The organism is Mycobacterium sp. MUNTM1, from assembly GCF_054660795.1.
This window is the reverse complement of sequence record NZ_BAAGDE010000001.1, coordinates 121,282-138,269: the sequence shown is the minus strand read 5'-3', so window position 1 is coordinate 138,269 and position 16,988 is coordinate 121,282. Positions and strand designations below refer to the sequence as shown.

The 16,988-nt window shown below is 69.3% G+C and carries 13 protein-coding genes and 1 pseudogene; 6 read left to right on the top strand and 8 right to left on the bottom strand.

Translation table 11 applies throughout. The annotated features are described in order from the left end of the window. Positions 1-156 precede the first annotated feature (156 nt). The 3 genes from ACYQ8K_RS00635 to ACYQ8K_RS00625 are packed head-to-tail and all read left to right on the top strand — an operon-like array spanning position 157 to position 5,280. Positions 157-1,962: an N-acetylglutaminylglutamine amidotransferase gene (locus ACYQ8K_RS00635; protein ID WP_459966405.1), complete on the top strand. Its 1,806-nt coding sequence runs from the start codon at positions 157-159 to the stop codon at positions 1,960-1,962. Next, on the top strand, positions 1,959-3,749 hold the full coding sequence (ngg, locus tag ACYQ8K_RS00630; RefSeq protein WP_459966404.1) for an N-acetylglutaminylglutamine synthetase: 1,791 nt from the start codon (positions 1,959-1,961) through the stop codon (positions 3,747-3,749). Before ACYQ8K_RS00635 ends, ngg begins: the two co-directional genes overlap by 4 nt. A gap of 46 nt (positions 3,750-3,795) precedes the next feature. Then, entirely contained in the window at positions 3,796-5,280 is a 1,485-nt protein-coding gene (locus ACYQ8K_RS00625) for an MFS transporter (RefSeq protein ID WP_459966402.1), read from the top strand. A gap of 305 nt (positions 5,281-5,585) precedes the next feature. Here ACYQ8K_RS00625 and ACYQ8K_RS00620 read toward each other — a convergent pair. From ACYQ8K_RS00620 to ACYQ8K_RS00595, 6 genes and pseudogenes are all read right to left on the bottom strand, one after another. Then, positions 5,586-6,647: pseudogene (locus ACYQ8K_RS00620) on the bottom strand (serine/threonine-protein kinase); the annotation flags it as partial. A gap of 173 nt (positions 6,648-6,820) precedes the next feature. Beyond that, positions 6,821-7,162, bottom strand: a complete 342-nt coding sequence (locus tag ACYQ8K_RS00615) for a hypothetical protein (protein WP_221043095.1) — start codon at positions 7,160-7,162, stop codon at positions 6,821-6,823. Between the two features lie 120 nt (positions 7,163-7,282). After that, positions 7,283-7,999 carry a pyrimidine reductase family protein gene (locus ACYQ8K_RS00610; RefSeq protein WP_459966400.1) on the bottom strand — a complete coding sequence of 239 codons (717 nt, stop codon included), beginning with the start codon at positions 7,997-7,999 and terminating at the stop codon, positions 7,283-7,285. A 3-nt stretch (positions 8,000-8,002) separates the two neighbouring features. Further along, a complete protein-coding gene (locus tag ACYQ8K_RS00605; protein WP_459966399.1) occupies positions 8,003-8,500 on the bottom strand; it encodes a flavin reductase family protein in 498 nt (165 codons plus the stop codon). Positions 8,501-8,594: 94 nt separating this feature from the next. Beyond that, positions 8,595-9,878, bottom strand: coding sequence for an APC family permease (locus ACYQ8K_RS00600; RefSeq protein ID WP_459966398.1), 1,284 nt, complete (start codon positions 9,876-9,878; stop codon positions 8,595-8,597). A 3-nt stretch (positions 9,879-9,881) separates the two neighbouring features. After that, complete coding sequence (locus ACYQ8K_RS00595; protein WP_459966397.1) at positions 9,882-11,006, bottom strand: FAD-dependent oxidoreductase; 1,125 nt, start codon at positions 11,004-11,006, stop codon at positions 9,882-9,884. Positions 11,007-11,075: 69 nt separating this feature from the next. Here ACYQ8K_RS00595 and ACYQ8K_RS00590 point away from each other — a divergent pair, with 69 nt between their 5' ends. Next, the gene (locus ACYQ8K_RS00590; RefSeq protein WP_459966605.1) at positions 11,076-11,963 is read left to right on the top strand and encodes a hypothetical protein; all 888 of its coding nucleotides are present in this window, start codon (positions 11,076-11,078) and stop codon (positions 11,961-11,963) included. Here the strand turns inward: ACYQ8K_RS00590 and ACYQ8K_RS00585 are convergent. After that, a complete protein-coding gene (locus ACYQ8K_RS00585) occupies positions 11,960-12,877 on the bottom strand; it encodes a TIGR03619 family F420-dependent LLM class oxidoreductase (RefSeq protein WP_459966604.1) in 918 nt (305 codons plus the stop codon). The genes ACYQ8K_RS00590 and ACYQ8K_RS00585 overlap by 4 nt on opposite strands. Before the next feature lie 62 nt (positions 12,878-12,939). Between ACYQ8K_RS00585 and ACYQ8K_RS00580 the strand changes: the two genes are divergently transcribed. Both ACYQ8K_RS00580 and ACYQ8K_RS00575 read left to right on the top strand, forming a co-directional pair. Further along, positions 12,940-13,629, top strand: coding sequence for a helix-turn-helix transcriptional regulator (locus tag ACYQ8K_RS00580; RefSeq protein ID WP_459966396.1), 690 nt, complete (start codon positions 12,940-12,942; stop codon positions 13,627-13,629). Between the two features lie 153 nt (positions 13,630-13,782). Further along, a complete protein-coding gene (locus ACYQ8K_RS00575) occupies positions 13,783-15,174 on the top strand; it encodes an HNH endonuclease signature motif containing protein (RefSeq protein ID WP_459966395.1) in 1,392 nt (463 codons plus the stop codon). An 18-nt stretch (positions 15,175-15,192) separates the two neighbouring features. Here ACYQ8K_RS00575 and ACYQ8K_RS00570 read toward each other — a convergent pair whose 3' ends face one another. Continuing rightward, on the bottom strand, positions 15,193-16,905 hold the full coding sequence (locus ACYQ8K_RS00570) for a 3-ketosteroid-delta-1-dehydrogenase (protein ID WP_459966394.1): 1,713 nt from the start codon (positions 16,903-16,905) through the stop codon (positions 15,193-15,195). Between the last annotated feature and the right edge of the window lie 83 nt (positions 16,906-16,988).

The window sequence follows — 16,988 nt, the reverse complement described above, 5'->3', positions numbered from 1 at the left end:
GCGTTCCCGCCGATTCGGGGCGACGATGCGACCCAGTTCACACATCGGTCGATCGCGGTGATCACCATGTGTTGATCGCCGCCGCAGGTGGCCTTTTGCAGCGCTTTTCGCGGAGCTCATGCGCGCTTCGAATCGGACAACGGTAGGGTCGAAGACGTGTGCGGAGTCACCGGGGAGGTACGGCTCGACGGGCAGGCGCCCGACGTAGCGGCGGTCTCAGCGATGGCGGCGGTGCTGACACCACGGGGCCCGGATACCGGCGGCGCCTGGTCGCAGGGCCGCGTTGCGCTCGGCCATCGTCGCCTCAAAATCATTGACCTGACCGAGGCCGGCGCCCAGCCGATGGTCGACTCGGAGCTGGGTCTGTCGCTGGCGTGGAACGGCTGCATCTACAACTACAAGGAGTTGCGGCAGGAGCTCAGCGGGTACGGCTACCGCTTTTTCTCGCACAGCGACACCGAGGTGCTGATCAAGGCCTACCACCGGTGGGGCGACGACTTCGTCAGCCATCTGTTCGGCATGTTCGCCTTCGCCATCGTCGAACGCGACAGCGGGCGGGTGCTGCTCGGCCGGGACCGGCTCGGCATCAAGCCGCTGTACCTGACCGAGGACAACCACCGGGTGCGGTTCGCGTCGACGTTGCCGGCCCTGCTGGCCGGCGGCGGCGTGGACACCCGGATCGACCCGGTCGCCCTGCACCAGTACATGAGCTTCCACTCGGTGGTGCCCGCGCCGAACACCATCCTGCGCGGCGTCCGCAAGGTGCCGCCCGCGTCGCTGGTGGCCATCGAGCCCGACGGCCGGCGCACCGTCACCACCTACTGGGCGCCCGACTTCACCCGCCACGCCGACCGCGCGGACTGGTCGGAGCGCGACTGGGAAGACGCCGTGCTGTCCACGCTGCGGCTGGCGGTCAAGCGCCGCCTGGTCGCCGACGTGCCGGTCGGATGCCTGCTGTCCGGGGGCGTGGACTCGAGCCTGATCGTGGGTCTGCTCGCCGAGGCCGGCCAGCACGGGCTGTCGACCTTTTCCATCGGCTTCGAGTCGGCGGGCGGCGTCAAGGGCGACGAATTCCAGTACTCCGACATCGTGGCCCGGCGCTTCGAGACCGACCATCACCAGATCCGCATCGATTCCGACCGGATGCTGCCCGCGCTGGACGGTGCCATCGGCGCGATGAGCGAGCCGATGGTCAGCCACGACTGCGTCGCCTTCTACCTGCTGAGCCAGGAAGTGTCGCGGCACGTGAAGGTCGTGCAGTCCGGCCAGGGCGCCGACGAGGTGTTCGCCGGTTACCACTGGTATCCGCCGATGGGCGAGACCGCCGCGGCCACCCTGGACGGTGCCGTCGCCCAGTACCGCGGCGCTTTCTTCGACCGCGACAACGCGGGGGTGGACGCGCTGGTCGGATCGGGCATGGTCGCGCCCGGCGATCCCAGCCTGCGCTTCGTCACCGAGCATTTCGCGCAGGCCGGCGCCGAGACCGGCATCGACCGCGCGCTGCGCCTCGACACCACCGTGATGCTGATCGACGACCCGGTGAAGCGGGTCGACAACATGACGATGGCGTGGGGGCTGGAGGGCCGGGTACCGTTCCTCGACCACGAACTGGTCGAGCTGGCGGCGACCTGCCCGCCGGAACTCAAGATCGCGCACGAGGGCAAGGGCGTCCTGAAACAGGCTGCGCGACGGGTGATTCCGTCGGAGGTCATCGACCGCCCCAAGGGCTACTTCCCGGTCCCGGCGCTGACCCACCTCGAGGGCCCGTACCTCGACATGGTCCGCGACGCCCTCTACGCGCCCACCGCCAAGGAGCGCGGTCTGTTCAACACCGACGCGGTGGACGCGCTGCTGGCCAACCCGAACGGCAAACTGACCCCGCTGCGGGGCAACGAGCTCTGGCAGATCGCCCTGCTCGAGCTCTGGTTGCAGCGTCATGGTGTAACGGGCCCGGTTGCATGACCACGGTCGATCCGTCCGGCGACCACACCGAGGCGATCACGCTCGGTCTTCATGACGCTTCGCCGCCAGAGCTGGTCGACGCGATGGCCAAGGATGTCGAGCTCGAATTGGGTTGGGGCCGGCTGATTTTCGGGCAGACCTTCGCCAATTCCCAGGAACTTGTCGAGGCGCTGCGCCGCGAGGGGCCCGGGCGTCGCGACATCTGCATCTACGCCCGCGAGTCGCACGTGGTGGTCGCCGAGGCACCCACCGAGCTGTTCATCGACCCCAGCCACACCTACCGGCTGCGTTTCACCCCCAAGACGCAGAACCTGGCGCCGGCGCCGCTGGGCGTGACCGTCCGCACGCTCAACGACCCGATCGACGCCGACGCGATGAACCGGGTCTACGTGCGCTGCGGCATGGTCCCGGCCGGCGTCGACGTGATCTGGGACAACCATCAGCACGTGCCGGCGGTGAAGTATCTGCTCGCGGTGCGCGACGAGGACGGGGCCGTGGTCGGCACGGTCACCGGCGTCGACCACGAGTTGCTGTTCAACGACCCGGAAGAGGGATCGAGCCTGTGGACGCTGGCGGTCGATCCGGCCGCCGGGCTGCCGGGGGTCGGGGGCGCCCTGACCAAGGCGCTGGCCGAGCACTTCCGCAGCGCGGGCCGCGCGTACATGGACCTGTCGGTGGCGCACGACAACGCCGCCGCCATCGGCCTTTACGAGAAGCTGGGTTTTCGGCGCGTGCCGGTGCTGGCGATCAAGCGCAAGAACGCGATCAACGAGCCGCTGTTCACCCCGCCCCCGGAGACGATCGACGACCTCAACCCCTACGCCCGGATCATCGCCGACGAAGCGTTGCGCCGCGGGATCTGGGTCGAGGTGCTCGACGCCGAGACGGGCGAGATGCGCCTGACCCACGGCGGCCGCAGCGTCGTCACCCGGGAATCGCTGTCCGAGTACACCTCCGCGGTGGCGATGTGCCGCTGCGACGACAAGCGGCTGACGCGGCGCCTGGTCTCCGAGGCGGGCATCACCGTGCCGCGCGCCCGGTTGGCCACCTTCGACGAGGGCGACTTCGCCTTCCTCAAGGAGGTCGGCGAGGTCGTCGTCAAACCGACGCGAGGCGAGCAGGGCAAGGGCATCACCGTCGGCGTCCTGCCGGACAACGGGCCCGACGACCTCAGCTCCGCGCTGGCGCGGGCCCGCCAGCAGCACTCGGACGTGCTGATCGAGCAGCGGGTGACCGGCGACGACCTGCGCCTGGTGGTGATCGACGGCCGCGTCGTCGCCGCCGCGCTGCGGATGCCCCCGGAGATCATCGGCACCGGGGAGCACAGCGTGCGGGACCTGATCGCGGCCGAGAGCCGGCGCCGCTCGGCGGCCACCGGCGGCGAGTCCCGCATCCCGCTCGACGACCTCACGGAGTCGACGATCGCCGAGGCCGGCTGGAACCTGGATGACGTGCTGCCGCAGGGGACTCGGCTGCGGGTCCGGCGCACGGCCAACCTGCATCAGGGCGGCACCATCCACGACGTCACCGCGCACGTGAACAGCGAACTGTGCCGCGTCGCGGTGAAGGCGGCCGAGGCGATCGGCATCCCGGTGACCGGCATCGACCTGCTGGTGCCCGACGTCACCGGCGCCGACTACGCCTTCATCGAAGCCAACGAGCGCCCGGGGCTGGCCAACCACGAACCCCAGCCCACGGCCGCGGCCTTCATCGACTTCCTCTTTCCCGGCCACCCCGGCCAGCCGCAGGCCTGGACTCCCGAGGAGTCCCGGTCCGATCGTGGGTGACGCCCGCTGAGTGGGTAGATCTCTGTCACAGCCGAACGGAGACCGCATGAGTGCGAGCGCGCAAACCAAGACCATCTCGACGCATGTGCCGGCCCGGTTGGACCGGCTGCCGTGGTCGCGGTTTCACTGGCGCGTCGTCGTCGGCCTCGGTGGCGTGTGGGTGCTCGACGGGCTCGAGGTCACCATGGTGGGCAACGTCTCAGCCCGGCTCATGGAGCAGGGCAGCGGCATCTCGTTGAACGCCGCGCAGATCGGCATGGCGGCCGCGATCTATATCGCCGGGGCGTGTTCGGGGGCGCTGTTCTTCGGCCACCTGACCGACCGCTTCGGCCGGCGCAACCTGTTCATCCTCACCCTGGCGATCTATCTGGTGGCCACCGTCGCCACCGCGTTCGCGTTCGCCCCCTGGTATTTCTTCCTGACCCGGTTCTTGACCGGCTCCGGCATCGGCGGCGAATACGCCGCCATCAACTCGGCCATCGACGAACTGATCCCGGCGCGGGTCCGCGGCCGGGTCGACCTGGTGATCAACGGAACCTATTGGCTGGGTTCGGCCGCCGGTGCGGGCGGCGCGCTGATCCTGCTGAACACGTCGAACTTCCCAGCCAACGTCGGCTGGCGGCTCGCGTTCGGGATCGGCGCCATCCTCGGCATCTTCGTGCTGCTGGTGCGGCGCAACGTTCCGGAGAGCCCGCGTTGGCTGTTCATTCACGGCCGCGACGAGGAGGCCGAGCGGATCGTCGGCGAGATCGAAGAGGCGGTCGAGCAGGAGACCGGCCAACCGCTGCCCGAACCGCGGGGCAAGGCGCTGCGGATCCGCCAGCGGACCGCGATCTCGTTCCGCGAGATCGCCGCCGTCGCGTTCAAGCTCTATCCCCGCCGCGCGATCCTCGGTTTGGCGCTGTTCATCGGGCAGGCGTTCCTCTACAACGGCGTCACGTTCAACCTCGGCACGCTGCTCAGCCGGTTTTACGCCGTGCCGTCGGACATGGTGCCGGTGTTCTTCGTGCTGTGGGCCCTGAGCAATTTCGCCGGGCCGCTGGTGCTCGGGCACCTGTTCGACACCGTCGGCCGCAAGCCGATGATCACGTTGACCTACATCGGTTCCGCTGTCGCGGTGGTGGCGCTGGCGATCGTGTTTGTGACCCAGGCCGGCGGCGTCTGGGCCTTCATCGGCGTGCTGATCGTGGCGTTCTTCTTGGCGTCGGCGGGCGCCAGCGCGGCGTACCTGACGGTCAGCGAGATCTTTCCGATGGAGACCAGGGCGCTGGCGATCGCGTTCTTCTACGCGATGGGCACGGCGATCGGCGGCATCACCGGCCCGCTGCTGTTCGGTCAGCTGATCAACTCGGGCATGCGCAGCGAGGTCGTCTGGTCGTTCCTCATCGGGGCGGTCGTGATGGCCGCGGCGGGCCTGGTCGAGCTGTGGCTGGGCATCAACGCCGAGCGGCGCCCGCTCGAGGAGCTGGCGTTGCCCCTGACCGTGGAAGACGCTGAGCGCCAAGAGGATTCGGAGCCGGTCACGGACTAGAGTGGGCCGAGCAGCCGCCCCAGGCGGTACGGGCCGAACATCGTCCCCGACCGCGACCCCTGCGCGTCGCTCATCGCCGACTCCCATCCACTCGCCGCAGGAAAAGTACAACATTCCCGCGTGCGGCGATCGCGGCTCGCCCGGCCGGCGGCCCCTTTGGGCGGCTTACTATCCGGTGAGTTTCGTCAGCCAGGCCGGGTTCTGGTAGTTCACCGCGATCGTGCCGTCCCACACGAAGGGCGTGGAATTGCCGTTGTCCGCCGACAGGGTCGCGTAGCCGTTCGCCGCTTTCGCCTTGGCGCCACCGGCGTTCGTCCAGACCGGCGGGCGCCCCACGCGGTGGGCTGCAGCCCCGGTGCGACGGACGCCAGGGGTTGCCCGGCGGCCGACGGTGCCGGCCAGGCGCCGACGGGCTGTTGGTGCGGCGCGGGGGCGCCGGCCGCGCAGCCGGCGGCGGGCTGGCCGGCGAATGCGGCCGGGGGCGTTGCCATTTGGCTGCGCTGCAGGATGTCGGTGGCCCGATCCTGGTCGGGTGCGGCCAGCGCGCTGTAGGCGGCCGCCGACAGGTCGCCGCAGGTGAGGAACCCGTCCGCGGGGTCCTTGGCCATGCCGCGGGCGATGACCCCGTCGAAGGCGGCCGGGATGCTGGGCCGGGCCGCGCTCGGACGCGGGATCGGCTGGTGTACGTGCGCGCCCATCACGGTGAGCTGGTCGCCGGTGTAGGGCGGCGAGCCGGTCAGGCATTCGTACAGCACGCAGGCCAGCGCGTAGATGTCGGCTTTCGCGGTGACCTCGCAGTCGCCGAACCGTTCCGGGGCCATGTATTTGGCGGTGCCCACGGTGGTTCCGAATTGCGTGAGTTTTTCGTCGGAAGTGGCGCTGGCGATGCCGAAATCGACAAGGTAGGCGAAGTCGTCGGCGCTCACCAGAATGTTTTCCGGCTTCACGTCGCGGTGCAGGATCCCGGCGGCGTGGGCGGCGTCGAGCGCCGAACCGATCTGGCGGACGATCGCTATCGCCCGCGGCGGGGAGATCGGCCCGTAGCGCTTCAGCATGCCGGCCAGGTCTTTGCCGTCGATCAGCCGCATGTCGACGTACAGCTGACCGTCGATCTCGCCGAAATCGTGGATGGGGACGACGTGCGGTTCGTGCAGCCGTCCGGCGGTGCGGGCCTCGCGTTGCATCCGCGAGCGGAAGACCGGGTCGTTGGACAGGGTGCGCGACATCAGCTTCAGGGCCACGATGCGCTCGCGGACCGTGTCCTCGGCCTCGTAGACGTCGCCCATGCCGCCGCGACCGACCAACCGCCGCAGCCGATACGGCCCGAATTGCGTACCCTCCCGCGAATCCGCGGTCGTGTCACCCATCGAACACTCCTCACCCGCCGGCCGTGCGCCGCAAAACCGGCCGCCGGCCCCGGCGCCCTTGCCGGCGACCGCGCCGTCTCCGCGTATGCGGTGGCATGCAGGCATAAGGCTAAGGTTTTCGCGACCGGGCGGCACGGCGAATTGCGAAAGCCAGCTAATTCGACGGCACGGAATTAACGGGTGTCGTCGTCACCGGTGGCGCGTTCGGTGAGCCCTTCTCGGGACAGCGCCCGGACGAATCCGTAGGCTTGCATCCCGGCCGGTCCGGGATTGTCGAAGATCCATTCGTTGATCTTTTCCAGCGCATTGGCCAGGTCGTCGCGCTTGACCCGCACCAGGTAGGTCTTCCGGTCGTCGTCGGGATCCTCGATGGAGTCCGCGACAGCGACGGGATTTTTGAACGCATACGCGATGCCGTGCACCGCATCGTGGTTCAGCGCCCATTGAATTTCGCTGGGGCGCAGTCGGTTCACCGCCAGATTACGGTAATCATGATCGTGGTCTGAACTGCTCACCTGGCCGGTGATCCTATTCTTGATCGGGTTGGAAACCGGGCATTTTCATCATAGGAACAGGCGCCGTCGGCTGCATGTTGAGCGCTTTTGCGCACCCCCATTCCGGCGGGCCCGGCCGGCTCATCGGCGATATTTCAAATACAGGTAGCCGTCGCAGACGAAAGCGTGCTCGAGTTGCATGGTGACCGGGGTGGGCAGCCGCGCCGGATGTGTCCGGTGGCCCACCGGCTGGCTCGCCGCCAATTTCGGGGCGAGGGTCACGCAGATCTCGGTGACGGCGTCGGCTTCCACCAACTCGTCCAGCAGCGTCGGTCCGCCCTCGCACAGGATGCGGTGCATGCCCCGGTCACGCAGCATCGCGACCGCACGTGCGACGTCCACCGCGTCCTCCCCGGCGACCATGACGTGTTGCCGATCGTCGTCGGGGTCCTGTCGTGCGGCGGCCTGCGCACAGGTCACCAGGATCGGCGGCTGATCCGGATTGCTGAACAGCCGGGGCGGTAGCTCACCGCTGCGGCTCACCACGGCGATCGGGGGCGGTTCGGCCCGCCCTTCGTGGTGCCGTCGGTGGCGCGCCGCATCGCTGAGCTTTACCGGTCCATAGTTTTCGGCGCGGGCGGTGCCGGCGCCGACGAGCACGACGTCGGCCAGGCCCCGCAGGATGTTCAGTAGCCGCTGATCGGTGGGGCAGGACAGTGGACCGGCGCGGCGGCCGAACGCGGCGGCACCGTCGGCGCTGAAGATCATGTTGGCGCGCACGCCATCCGGGGGATCGGCGTAGAACGGCGCGAGTTCGATGATGCTGGGGACGGCACTGATCCTGGGCGACTCGCTCACGCGCTAGGCCTCATGGCCGGGTTCCAGGTCGCGTACGTCGCCGAAGGACACCCAGGTTTCCAGTTCCTTTGGCGGACTGCCGCTCACCGGCGCCAGCAGGTGGCCGACGTGGTCGCCCAGCGAGAAGCGTTCCAGGATTTCGCCGACGAACCAGGCGGCGGCGTCGTCGAGGATGGGCAGCCGTTCGGGGCCGGGGTGCCAGGAGCATCGGCCGAACTTGTCGACCTTGTCGCTGGTCTGGCTGCCGAACAGCTCCACCACGTCCAAGTGGTCGTGGTCGAAGACGTGCACGGCCAGGTGGGAGGCGTCGTGGGCGATGCGGAAGGTGTGGTTGCGCCGGGACAGGCCGACCAGGAACCGGGGCGGATGGATGCTGGTCTGGCTGGCGAAACCCACCAGGCAGCCGGCCGGCGTGCCGTCAGCCTGCGTGGTGACGACGAACATCGGGTAGTTCAGCAGCGCCACCAGCTTGTCGAACGCTTCGGTTTCCGGGTCGGACACCCGCTCAGTCTTCCCCGTCCGGCCCGTCGGGAATCGCGCCGCCGCGAATTGCCCGGTGGCGCTGTGCGGGCGGCCTGGTGACATTTCGCCGACGTCAGGTGCGATTGCGGTTGCGCCGCAACCTCATCGGGGCAATGCGGCGCCGAATCAGGTAGGCGGCGGCGCCGACGCCCAGCACCAACACCCCGGAAAAAACGGACCACGACGGCATCGCGAACGCCAGCACCACGCAGCCCAGCAGCCCGATCACCGGAATGGCTCGGTGCGGGCGCCCCTCGTCGGGGCCGAGCGTGAACGCGGACGCGTTGGCGACGGCGTAGTAGATCAGCACGGCGAACGACGAAAACCCGATCGCGCCGCGAAGGTCGGTGGTGGCGGCCAGGATCGCGACGACGGCGCCGATCAGCAGCTCCGCGCGGTGGGGCACCCGAAACCGCGGGTGCACGGCGGCCAGGGCGTGGGGCAGGTGGCGGTCGCGCGCCATGGCCAACGTGGTGCGCGAGACGCCGAGGATGAGCGCGAGCAGGGAGCCGACCGCCGCCACCACCGCGCCCACCCGGACGACGGAGACCAGCCAACCGGCCCCCACGGCGCGGGCCGTTTCGACGAGCGGGGCGGCGGTCTGGGCGAGGCGGCCCGGTCCCAGCACCGACAGCGCCGCCACGGCCACCAGCGCGTAGACGGCCAGGGTGATGGTCAGCGCGAGCGGTATCGCCCGTGGAATGGTGCGCGACGGGTCGCGCACCTCCTCGCCCAGCGTCGCGATGCGCGCGTAGCCGGCGAAGGCGAAGAACAGCAGACCCGCGGCCTGGATGACGCCGCCCGCGGTTGCCCCCGACAGGCGGAGTTGACCGGCGCCGGACGCCCCGCAGGTGAACGCGGCGACGACGACCGCGGCCAGCACCGCCAGCACCGCGGCGACGATGATGCGGGTCAGCCAGGCCGACTTCTGCACACCGCCGTAGTTCACCGCGGTGAGCGCGACCACCGCCGCGACGGCCACCGCGTGCGCCTGCGCGGGCCACGCATAGGCGCCGACGGTCAAGGCCATCGCCGCGCACGACGCGATCTTGCCGACGACAAACCCCCACCCGGCCAGGTATCCCCAAAAGTCTCCCAGCCGTTTTCGCCCATAGACGTAGGTGCCGCCCGACGCGGGGTAGCGCGCCGCCAGCCGCGCCGAGGAGGTGGCGTTGCAGTAGGCCACCACCGCGGCCACCGCCAGGCCCAGCAGCAGGCCCGATCCGGCGGCCCGCGCGGCCGGACCCAGCGCCGCGAAAATGCCGGCGCCCATCATCGACCCCAGCCCGATCACCACCGCGTCGAAAACGCCGAGGCTCCTGCGCAGTTCGCCGCCGGTCGGGGAGACGTCGTGCACCGCTTAGCCCAGCGGGTCGTTCTGGCGCACCCCGCGGTACATGCCCCAGCGCACGATCCACGGCATCACCACGCGCTCGACCGACCAGGACGGGAAGCGGAACGCATGGCCGGTGGGCAGGAAGACCTCAAGCCCGTTGGGCTGTATACCCACCAGCGAGCCCCACCGCCGCGTCGGTGCCCGGTAGGTCCGCAACGGCCGGCCGGCGAAGTCGGCGAGGACGTTGCGCGCCACCAGGGCGTCGCCGCGGTTGCGGGCGGAGCTGCGCAGCGGATCGGTCGCCGCGACGTCGCCGACCGCGAACGCGCCCGGATGGCCGGGCACCCGCAGCTCCGGCGTGACGCGCACGAACCCGCGCTCGTCGAGCAGCTCCGCCGGCAACCATTCGGTGTTGGGCCGCACCCGCCCGATCGCCCACAGCACGGCGTCGGCGTCGGCCGGGGGTTGCCCGGTGCTCCACTGGACCGGCCCGCTGGTGAGTTCGTCGCCCGCGAACCCGTCGGTCAGCACCGCGCGGTGTCCCGGGTGCACGCCGACGCCCAGCTGGGTCAGCCGGCCCCGGATCCGCTGCCAGATCCGGGGGTGGTGCCCCTCGAGGGCGGACTGGCCGGGGAAGTACAGGTCGATCCGCTTGTCCGGCCACGTGGTTGCCATGTTGAGCGCGCTGCTTACCGCCGCGGCCCCGCCGCCCACCACGACCACCGACGCGGCGGCGGCCAGCCGGTCGTGCGCGGCGCGCAGGCCCGCGCCGATCTCGGCGGCCGACTGCATGGTGGGCTGGCGCCAAAAGCCGTTGCTGACCCCGGTCGAGATGATCAGTGCGTCGTACGGTTCCGTGAAGTCCACGCCTTCGTCGCTGCGGCCGACGACGGTTTGGGCGGCCAGGTCCACCCCGGTCAGCGTCGCCTGCACGATGCGAACGCCGTCGAGGCGGCGGAACCGATCGAACGGAATCCAGTAGTCGCGTGCCCAATCGTGCGGACGGGAGAGCCGCACGCCCAGTTCCTGGCCGCTCACCAGCGCGGGTTTGGCCGAGATCCCGATGACGTCGGCGTGCCGCGACAGCCGGATCGCCGCGAGGACGCCCGCGTCCCCGAGCCCGGCGACGATGACACGCTTACGGTCCATGCCGCTATCCTGCCCTGCGTGGATTGCGGGCGAGCCGTTGACCGATCCGAGAGCGAGGGGGCACGTCAGTTGATCGTCTCGCGCAGAATCCGGGGCCCGGAGTTGGGGGAGGCCGGGGCGCCGGCGCATCCGCGGGTGAGTGCCGCGCTGCGCACCGCGGTGCGTGTGTCGGCCCCGCGTCCCGCCGCGGCCCGGCGCGCCGCCAAGGACTTCGAGAGGCCGCTGATTCCGGCGGTCATCGCCGAGATCCGGTGGTCGTTCACCCGGCCGCGCACCTGGCTGATGGGAGTGGTGGCCAACGTGGTCTTCGCCGCCGGCTGGTTGCTGGTGCAGCCGCTGACTCCGGTGGGCCGTCACCCCGACTGGGTGATCCTGGTGGGGACCTACTTCTCCTCGTGGGTGCTCGCCGACGTCACCACCACCAACTTCCTGGGCGCTGATCATTACCGCATCGTTCGGGGGCTAGCGGCCGGCGTGCCATTTTGGCGAATCCTGTTGATCAAGAACCTCGCCCTGCTCGCGATCGTCGGGCTGCCCACCCTGGCCGCCGCCGTCGCATTGACGCTGTGGCTGGAAACCCCTGCGCGGCTTGGCATTACGATCCCTACCGTTGCGGTGCCCATCGTGTCCTGGCTGGGGGTGGGCAATTTCATCTCGGTGCTGCACCCGGTCAGTGTCGAGCCGCTGATCCGCCGCTGGCGCCAGCGCGGCGACCTGCGCCGCACCCGCAGTTGGGTGCTGGCCCTGACGTTGCCCTATGCGTTGTATTACGTGGCCGATCCGATGAACGGTGTGGAGCACCGCGTGTTGTGGCAGCAGGCGCCCGCCTTGATCTGGCCGGTGTTCGGGCGCGACACCAAGAGTTTCGTCCACCTCGCCATCGCCATCAGCGTGTGGGTCGCGGGCAGCATCGCCGCGGTGTATTGGGTGCGTCGGCGCGGGCTGCAGATCCGCTAGGACACCTGGGGTTTGATCTCCTCGATGACCCATTGCGCGTAATCGAGGTATTCGTCCACGCCGCTGACGGCGGGGACGGGAACCGCGGTCACGGTCACGCCCTGCGCGGCGAGCCAGTTCAGCCGGTCGACGATCTGAGCGGCGCTCATGCCCGGCCGGTCGCTCGCGCGGCGGGCGACGTGTCCTTCGCCGACCCGGTTGGTGCCCAGCCCGTGCATCACCTCGAAATCCCGGCCGTCGTAGCCGGGCTGCGACTTGATGTAGTCGAGTTTTCCGGCGATCTGCTCGGGTTGCGTGAGGAACGGCCACCACCCGGACCCGAAGGTGGCCGCCCTGCGCAGGGCGGCGTCGGCGTCCCCGCCGATCCAGATCGGAAGATGGGGCTTTTGAACGGGTTTCGGCTCGAACGCGATGTCGGCGAACGACACGTATCGGCCTTCGAACCGGGGCGTGTCGCTCGTCCACAATTCGACGATGGCGGCCAGATACTCATCGGCGATGTGGCCCCGCTCCTTGAAAGGAACGCCGAGCAGCTCGAATTCGCGCGCCAGCCACCCCACCCCGAACGTCACCATCATCCGGCCGCCGCTCATCCAGTCCGCGGTGGCCAGCGCCTTGGCCACCACGATGGGGTGCTGCAGCGGCAGGATGGTGACGCAGGAGTTGATGGCCACCCGCTCGGTGGCCCCGGCGATGAAGGCCTGAGCGGTCGTCGAGTGCAGATAGTGCGAACCGGACAACTCGACGTGGTCGGTCGGGATGACGAGATGCTCGGGCACCGCGATCATGTCGTAGCCCCACCGGTCGGCGCATTGCATCATGCGGCGCTGGTCGGGCCCGGTGACGGCCGCCTCCCAAGGCTGCGTGATCGCCTTGAGGCGCAGCAGGTGCGGAACGGGGAAGGCGAATTTCACGGGCATCCCAGCCAGCGGTCCATGTCGTCCAATCTAGGGCTCGGTGTTGTTAACCTGGCGACATGGCCTCCGAAACGGACCGTGCCGGCCAAAAGCTGACCAACGCAGCGCTCGCCGCCACCAGCTGGGCGCTGCTGGGCATGATGTCCTACGAAGAGGAAGTCTCGGGCTACGACCTCAAGAAATGGATCGACTGGAGCGTCGATCTCTACTACTGGAGCCCGTCCTACAGCCAGATCTACACCGAGTTGAAGAAGCTGGAATCGCTGGGACTGGTGACGTCGCGCGTCGAGCGCGACGAGGGCACCCGCAGCCGCCGGCTCTACAAGATCACCCCGGCGGGGATGGACGCCGTCACCGAGTGGACCAACCACGCGCGGGTGGACCCGCCGGTGCTCAAGCACAGTGTGCTGCTGCGCGTTACGTTCGGGCACCTCAGCAACCCGAGTCGGCTCAAGGAATTACTGCAGGAGCATGTGGTGTCTTCGGAAGCCAAGCACCGCAAGGCCGTCGAGGACGCCGAGGGGGCCGAGGCCGAGCCCGCGTGGGCGTACTCGGTGCTCGCGCTGCGCTGGGCGGCAAAGTACTACGCCGCCGAACGCGAATTCGCGCTGGAGATGATCAAGGAGATCGACGAGGCCGACGCGGTCTTGCAGAGCGCCGCGAAGGGTGGCTTCGGCAAGCCCCGCCCCACGCCGGGTTACTGGCGCGAGGTCGAGAAGCAGGTTCAGGCCAAGCGCGAGGCGGATTAGTTCTGGTGGTGGCGACGGTTTCGTCCCGCGTGGCCGGCCCTAACCGACGACATTCTGGATATCAAAAACGCATAGCGAAATACCTTGTGCCACTTTGGTTTCAGTGGTCACAAGGCGGCGTTTTCTGTCGGTGGGCTCCGATAGCTTCGGGGTGTGAGTGTAGATCGGGAGGCCTGGACGGCGGCGTTTGACACCATCGACGCTGCCCTCGGAGACCTGGTCGGGTATGACTGCGACACTCTGGTCACCCGCGAGCAGTTGGCGATGTTGGAGCGCTGCGAGAAAGTGCGGCGTCAGTTGCCGGCCCTCGAGCACCCCCTGATCAATTCCCTTGCCCGCCAGGCACCATCCGAAGAGCTCGGCGGCACGCTACCGCATGCGATCGCGGAGGCGACGCTGATCAGCCGCTCCGAGGCGTCCCGGCGCATCAAGGAGGCAAGGGATCTGGGCCCCGGGCGTGGCCTCACCGGCGAACCCGTGGCGCCGGCCTTGGCCGCCACCGCGGCCGCCCAACGCCAGGGCACCCTGGGACCCGGGCAAGTCTCGGTGATCCGAAAGTTCTATCACCAGCTGCCTGGCTGGATCGACGCGGCCACCCGCGAGCAGGCCGAGGCCAAACTCGCCCTGGAGGGAACCCGGTATCGGCCCGAACAACTCGCCAAGCTGGCCGACCTGCTGGCCGATTGCCTCAACCCCGACGGCACCTTCACCGACGACGACCGCGCCCGACAGCGCGGGCTGATGCTGGGTAACCAGCAGGCCGACGGCATGTCGGCGCTGCGCGGCTGGCTGACCCCCGAAGCCCGCGCCACCCTGGAAGCCGTGCTGGCCAAACTCGGCGCACCGGGCATGTGCAATCCCCTCGACGAGATTCCGTGCGTGGAGGGGTCTCCCGGTGAACAGGCCATCGAACGGGATAGCCGCAGCGCCGCCCAACGCCAGCACGACGCGCTCAATGCGGCACTGAGAGGACTGCTCGCCTCGGGAAACCTCGGGCAACACAACGGCTTACCCGCCTCGATCATCGTCACCACCACGCTGGCCGAACTCGAAGCGGCCGCCGGGCGCGGGTTGACCGGTGGAGGCACCATGTTGCCGATGAGCGACGTGATCCGCCTGGCCCGCCACGCGCATCACTATTTGGCGGTCTTCGACAAGGGCAAGGCACTGGCGCTCTATCACACCAGGCGCCTGGCCTCGCCGGGGCAGCGAATCGTGTTGTACGCCAAGGACCGCGGCTGTAGCGCCCCGGGGTGCACGACACCCGGCTACTACTGCGAGGTCCACCACACCCGCGAATTCGCCAAGTTTCACACCACCGACGTCAACGACCTCACCCTGGCCTGCGGACCCCAGCACCGCCTCCTGCGACCCGGCGGCTGGACCACCCGCAAAAACGCCAAGGGAGAAACCGAATGGCTGCCGCCCCCGCATCTCGACCGGGGACGGCCCCGCACCAACGTGTTTCACCATCCCGAAAAACTGCTCCGCGACGGAGACGACGGAGACGAGGAAGACGGCCCGGAGGCGGCAGACACGTCGTAGATCGGATCGCCGATCCGCTTAGTCCGGCGCACCCGTGCCCGCCGCTTCCCGCGCCGCGATGTAGCCGTACACTAGTCCCTGCGCGATCGTCGCCCCCGCACCCGGATACGTCGTGCCGAACGCGTTGGCGGCCGTGTTGCCGATCGCGTACAGACCGGCGATCGCGCCGCCGTCTTCGCGCAGCACCCGCGCCCGCTCGTCGGCCTTCAACCCGCCGCAGGTGCCCAGGTCGGACAGCACCATCTTCACCGCGTAGAACGGACCGTTGATCAAGGGGCGCAGGTTCGGGTTCGGCTTGATGGTCGGATCTCCGTAGTAGCGATCGTAGGCGCTGCTGCCGCGGCCGAAATCGGGATCCTCACCGGCGGCGGCATTTTGGTTGAAGCGGGTCATCGTGGCAAAGAACTCCGACACTCCCACGCCGATCTCGGTGCCCAGATCGGTGAGGTTGCCGGCCCGCACCGCGATACCGGCGTCATACCACGCCTGCGGGATGCGCATCCGTGGAAACAGTTCGGCGCCAAAGACATAACTGTTGCGGTACTGCTGATCGAAGATGATCCACATCGCCTCGACCGGGCTGCCGGCGCGTTCCAGCTCGAGCACCCGCTGTCCGAACGACATGTAATCCGACGCTTCGTTGGCGAACCGGCGCCCGTGCTGGTCCACGATCAGGCAGCCCGGCAGCGACCGCTCGGCCAGCATCACCGCGGGCGCCTTGCCGGGCAGCGGCGCAACGGCGGGGAACCACCACGCCTGATCCATCAGGTCGATATCGGCGCCGATATCCTGGCCCGCGCGGATTCCGTCCCCGGTGTTGGCCGCGGCGCCCAGACTCAGGTTGGCGCCCAACGATTCCGACTGAAATTTCCACCGCATGTCCATCCGGTGGTCGAAGCCACCGGTGGCCATCACCACGCCGCGCCGCGCGCTGATCGTCACCTCGCGCCCGCCGTGCTCGACGACGGCGCCCGTCACGCGGTCGCCGTCGCCGGCGAGGCGCGCGAGCGTGGTCCCGGTCCACACCGGGATGCCGGCGCGCAACACCCCGGTGAACAGCCCGGCCATCAGGCCCTGTCCGCCCGCGGCGTAGCGCCGCCCCACCATGCGGCCGCCCACACCCTGAGCCAGGCGCTTGCCGTAGACAGGAATTCCCTTGCGCGGCATCCGGGCCACCAGGTTCATCCACCGGTAGTCGGCGCCCGTCGTCGGCATCGGGACCGTCACCTCCATCAGGCCGGGCTCCAACCGGGTCCGGTAGGCACCCAGCAGCGAGGTGTCGAAGGGGCGGCACTCGCAGGTGCGCCCGGCCGCGCTGCCGCCCGGCTCTTCGGGGTGGTAGTCGGAGTAATCGCGGGCCCAGAACAGCCGCAGCGGCGTCGTCCGGCGCAGCATCTCCACCGTCGCGGACACATGGCCCACGAATGCCGCCGACCGCTGCGCGGGTGCCGACCCCGCGACCACCGCATCCAGGTAGGCGCCGGCGCGCTGCGTGGTGTCACCGGCCTTCGCCTCGTTCAGCACCGGGCTGGCCGGCAGCCACAGCGCGCCGCCGGACCGAGCGGTGGAGCCGCCCACGAACGACGATTTTTCCACGATCAGCACCGACAGCCCCAGTTCGTGGGCGGCCAGCGCCGCGGCCATGCCAGTACCGGAGCCGACGACGAGCAGGTCGACGGCGGTGTCGGCCACGGGAAGCCCGGCAGGAATCGTCGCGCTGTGCGTCGTCACGTTCAAAACGGTAGGCCGCAACACCACGACACAGGAAGAGCCGTCCTGATCAGTGGAACAACGGGCCCCGCCGGCGGGCCCGG

What these genes read in the sequence shown, in the direction of transcription:
- ACYQ8K_RS00580 (WP_459966396.1), top strand. Translation starts at nt 12,940, where the DNA reads ATGGCCTCCGAAACGGACCGTGCCGGCCAAAAGCTGACCAACGCAGCG.
- ngg (WP_459966404.1), top strand. Translation starts at nt 1,959, where the DNA reads ATGACCACGGTCGATCCGTCCGGCGACCACACCGAGGCGATCACGCTC.
- ACYQ8K_RS00595 (WP_459966397.1), bottom strand. Translation starts at nt 11,006, where the DNA reads ATGGACCGTAAGCGTGTCATCGTCGCCGGGCTCGGGGACGCGGGCGTC.
- ACYQ8K_RS00625 (WP_459966402.1), top strand. Translation starts at nt 3,796, where the DNA reads ATGAGTGCGAGCGCGCAAACCAAGACCATCTCGACGCATGTGCCGGCC.